A 4,641-nucleotide genomic window follows, 5' to 3' on the forward strand; every position below is an offset into this window, starting at 1 on the left:
GCTATTGTCTGTTCACCATTTCTTGTATAATTTAATAAAGTCACCTTTAAACTTGTTTCTGCCATAAGCTCCTCCTAATCTTTTTAGCATTATACCTTTAATTGTTAGCTTTTTTTAATAATTTTTTATAAGTATTATCAATTAAAATGGCTCCCAGAGGTGCAGTAATTACGATACCGAGAACTGCAATTGATAAAATTGCCATTCCTGAACTTATTCCATTTGCAAGAGCAACCGAACCTATAGCAGCTTGAACAGTAGCCTTTGGTGTATAGGCAAGGATGGTAAAAGTTTTTTCTTTTTTATCAAGCTTACTGCCTGAAATCGAAATAAACACCCCAATAGATCTAATAAGGAGTCCTAAAAATATCAAAAGTACACCGACAAGGCCAATAGCTGTCATATATTTAATATCAACTTCTGCTCCTACTAATACAAAGAGTAAAATTTCCGCAAATATCCATAATTTTGCAAATTTTTCTGAAAGTCTTTCTACAACTTCTTCTTTAGCTTTAATTTTGTAGGACGAAGCCATGGCTATTACTGCGAGAATACCTGATATAGGAACAATATTTTTTATAAGGCCTTCAAAACTAACAAGTAAAAATGAAATGGCCAAAATAATAATAACCTTAGTTGAATTTCTTATATGGGATCCATTTTTATATTGTCTCTCAAAAAACAAATACAACAAGTATCCAACAATAATTCCCAATCCTATTCCTAAAACTATTGAAATCGGAACTTTAAATAGTGATTTGAAAGAAAATTCACCCCCCTTGGCCATAGACAAGAAAGATGAAAATAAAACTAAGACAAAAACATCATCACAAGATGCCCCTGCTAGAATCATTTGTGGTATAGACTGGTCTTTTCCATAGCCTTCGTCAATCAATTTTACCATCCTAGGCACAACTATAGCTGGAGATACAGCTCCCATTACAGCTCCCATTAAAAGTCCGTCAACTAAATTTAGTCCTAAAAGTTTTGGAACAAAAATCGCATAAGCCAAAATTTCAAAACTCGCTGGTAAAAATGATAACAAAACAGCAGAACGTCCCACTTTTTTTAGGTCCCCTATATCAAGGCTGAGCCCTGCCTTTAATAAAATTACAATTAAGGCAATTGTCCTGAGGTCTGCAGAAATATTTAGGATATTTTTATCAAGTAAGTTTAAGACTTGAGGTCCGAGAATAATTCCTGTTAAGAGCATACCAATTATCCTGGGCAATTTTAACCTATCAAAAATTTTGGCAAAAATCATACCCACAATCAAAATAAGTCCGAGTGATAAAATCATAACGCCTCCTTTCCAAATAAAAAAGCTGACAGCCCTACAAAAGTGTAGAAGTCATCAGCAAACGCGTTTTAGATTATAATTATCAAGGGAGTACTTCATTCCCTAAAATTATTATATCCAGTTCTCTCTCAAAATCAAATTTAATTGATAAGTTCAAAAGATTTTCCTAAATTAGTTGATTTATATTGTTTTTCATTGCCATTAATATCTTTGCAAACAAGTAAAATAGACCCATTTTCATCTATAGTTCCAGACATATCTGGGCTAGTATCAGGGATTTCCGAAATAAAATTTAACTTTCCATCCTTAATCTCAACAAAAAACCACCTAGATCTAGCTCCTGCCCTATCAATTTCTACAAGTCCATAAGATGAATTTGGGATTTCTTTAACATCTTCGCGTTTAAAGTTATTTAAGATTTCAGAATTGCTTAGGTTTTCTCTTTGCTCTTTATCTTCTTGATTATTGTTAATTTTTACAATTTCCTTATCCTTGTTCAAATAAAATTTAAGTTGGTCTCTCGCTTCTTTGTTTGTTACTTTACTTAAGTTTGTAAAAGTCTTTTCACTATCTTCAAAAGTCATCTTATCCATTGTTATAAGGGCTTTCCTATAAACAACATAATCAACATCAACCCAGCCTACATTTAAGAGATAATATTTTTCCCCGTCATAAGTAAAAGGAATACTATCCTTAAAAGCAAAAATACTCATAATCAAGACAACGTATCCCGCCAAAATACCAAGGCCTATCATAAGAAGAGTTGACAATAGTTTTAAATAAAAATTAATATTAAGATCTGTAAATTTACTAATAAAGAAAATATTATAAGCAAAAAATACAAATATAGATATGCCCAAAAAAATATTATTAAATAGTGGGATAAATTCTATTTTTGCACACAATATAAAGCACAAAAATAACAAAGGAAAAGATCCTATATATAAAATAAAATATAAAAATTGTTTTTTACTCATCATTTTTAGCATATTATTAATCATTGTCCTATAATTTACTTATCTTTTTTTCCAGAAACCACAAACCTGCACTTCGGAAAATTAGAACAACCTAAAAACTTTCCGTATTTTCCTTCCCTCTCAATAAGTTTACCTCCACATTTAGGACAGATTCCCTCTTCTATTTTCTTTTCATTTTCTTTCTTAATCTTATTTATATCCATTACATGAGAAAAATCTGTTTGATAAGACTTATTTGACTTTATAATTCCTACAATCTTCTCCAAATCATCTTCGCTATGAACTTCTTCTGTTGACAAAGACTCAATTAGCTTGCCAACTTGTGAAATTTTACAAAGCTTTGCATCCTTAACCTCAACATCTTTAAGATTTGCTTCTGGAGAAAATGCAATGATAGAAAAATATTTCATATTTGGATAGACCTCTTCTAAAAGAGCCTCGAGTGCTTTAATATGACCATAATTTTGTAAAATCGGATTCATAAATTCATATTTTTTACTACCTAAATATTGTGTCCAATTGCGCGAATATTCTTTGCCATAAATCTTGCCCTTATAAGCCTTAGTTTCTACAACAAAAATTCCATATTTCGAAACAACCAAGTGATCAATCTGGCTTGTCTTTGTGTGATTAGATGGGGTATCAATCTTTATATCATTTAAAACCCTATACTTATCCTTATCTAACTTATTTAAAAATTTCGCAGAAACCATCTCACCTATTTTCCCCTTAAATTGTGATCTAAATACTGTCACCAATAAAATACAGAAAACACCTATAACAATTGATATTGTATCAAACATAATCTCCCCTATTTAAAACTTAAATATAATAACTTTTACCTAAATTTATCTAATCTTATAATATGGTCATCATTTTAGAGAAACAAAATTTTTGGCAAATCAGAAGTCAATACATCCACCACATCGTCAAGACCAATTATCATAAAATGAATTATTGCATCACCTCTAACATAGTCAACATCTCCCTTTAATTTGTTAATCATCTCTGATTTTTTACTATAATAAAAAGGATAATATTCGCCTGGCAAATCAATCCAACAACTTGGTTTATAGGATTCTTGACTTACTTGGTATAAATAAACGATTTCATCAAATAATAGAGAAATTTTCACAAATCCTGATTCATCTTCAAGATTTAGCCTAAGCCCTTCATGGCTCCAGCTAACATCTTTAATATAGATAGTCTTGGTCGTGAAATCCTTAATTTTATATTTTTTAAAATTCTTCATCTTTTTCCTCAAAATCATTATTTTATAACACCATAAATATGTACGATTTAATGGCAAAATAATAGGATGTATTACAATAAATTATATCATACATCCTTCAAATAATCTAATTTTTAACATTTACTTTTATGAATTTAAGCTATAAAACTACTACTAATTCTTAATCTTTTTTCTAGAAATGATAGCTCTTATACCTAAAGTCAAAAATATAAGACCTCCTACTAACAAGCCTATAGACATTTTACTATAACTAGAAACGATAGATTCTTTAAAATCTTTTGCATCGTGAATTCCTTCCATCAAAGGAAGACAATCTATATCCTTATCTTCAACTATTCCATTACCCTTTTGAATACCTAAAATTGTATATTCAAGAGGTTCATTTTCATCCATAATAGTATAAGTATAACAAAGATCTCCTACATTTTCCTTATACTGAATTCATTTATAGGTCGCACCATACGTAGGATAGCGACCATTTTCACTTAGATAGACCTCGCCACCGACCTTATCCTTGCAAATTTCATAAGAATATTTTCCAAAATTTTTTTCGCCTATATCCTTCCAATTAGTTCCAGAATTAAGTTGTTTTAACAAAGGTGGGTCAATTTCTATTTCACCAATACGACAGTTGGCTATAATCAAACCTGTTACAAGATGTTCTCCATTCACTCCACTCTTATTTTCTTCAGAATAATCTTCACCTAGATCAAACCAATCATATTCATAATCGGTGCCATCAACATGGCGAAACTCTTTAACAATTCTACGTGCCTTTATGTATGGAATAGAGATATCTAAAGCAGGATCAACAACTGGAAGATCGGCATCAAGTTTACCCGAAACAAGAACAAGTTTGCCCTCGTTCGCCTTATCAAGCTTTCCATCAACAAGCGATATGGCCGACTCTAATTTCTTTTCAACCTGGGGAGTCGAATTCATTATCAAAAATCCCAGGCCAAGTGAACAAAAACTAAGGACTAGGTAAAGAATTATCTTTTTCATAATTATCTCCTTAATCTAAAAAATCATTTATAAACTAGAAAAATATAAAAACTTAGATGAAAGGCTTGAAATAGGTCCATTTTCTATATGAATATACCAAAATATCC

6 protein-coding genes and 1 riboswitch are annotated in these 4,641 nt (G+C 30.7%); all 6 genes read right to left on the reverse strand.

All coding sequences use genetic code 11. The features are described 5' to 3' along the window. Positions 1-97: 97 nt before the first annotated feature. The 6 genes from RQ907_RS07725 to RQ907_RS07750 all read right to left on the reverse strand — a co-directional run bounded on the left by RQ907_RS07725 (position 98) and on the right by RQ907_RS07750 (position 4,534). Positions 98-1,300 (reverse strand): cation:proton antiporter, encoded by a 1,203-nt coding sequence (locus RQ907_RS07725; protein ID WP_311492795.1) that lies wholly within the window; start codon positions 1,298-1,300, stop codon positions 98-100. A 38-nt stretch (positions 1,301-1,338) separates the two neighbouring features. Continuing rightward, positions 1,339-1,412, reverse strand: a riboswitch (Fluoride riboswitch). A gap of 28 nt (positions 1,413-1,440) precedes the next feature. Beyond that, positions 1,441-2,013: a hypothetical protein gene (locus RQ907_RS07730; RefSeq protein WP_311492796.1), complete on the reverse strand. Its 573-nt coding sequence runs from the start codon at positions 2,011-2,013 to the stop codon at positions 1,441-1,443. 299 nt (positions 2,014-2,312) lie between these two features. Then, the gene (locus RQ907_RS07735; protein WP_311492797.1) at positions 2,313-3,080 is read right to left on the reverse strand and encodes an NERD domain-containing protein; all 768 of its coding nucleotides are present in this window, start codon (positions 3,078-3,080) and stop codon (positions 2,313-2,315) included. A 74-nt stretch (positions 3,081-3,154) separates the two neighbouring features. Further along, positions 3,155-3,529: a hypothetical protein gene (locus RQ907_RS07740; RefSeq protein WP_311492798.1), complete on the reverse strand. Its 375-nt coding sequence runs from the start codon at positions 3,527-3,529 to the stop codon at positions 3,155-3,157. A 153-nt stretch (positions 3,530-3,682) separates the two neighbouring features. Next, positions 3,683-3,922 carry a hypothetical protein gene (locus RQ907_RS07745; RefSeq protein ID WP_311492799.1) on the reverse strand — a complete coding sequence of 80 codons (240 nt, stop codon included), beginning with the start codon at positions 3,920-3,922 and terminating at the stop codon, positions 3,683-3,685. Positions 3,923-3,970: 48 nt separating this feature from the next. Further along, the gene (locus RQ907_RS07750; RefSeq protein ID WP_311492800.1) at positions 3,971-4,534 is read right to left on the reverse strand and encodes a hypothetical protein; all 564 of its coding nucleotides are present in this window, start codon (positions 4,532-4,534) and stop codon (positions 3,971-3,973) included. Positions 4,535-4,641: the final 107 nt, after the last annotated feature.

The organism is uncultured Anaerococcus sp. (genome assembly GCF_963510575.1).
Taxonomy (GTDB): domain Bacteria; phylum Bacillota; class Clostridia; order Tissierellales; family Peptoniphilaceae; genus Anaerococcus.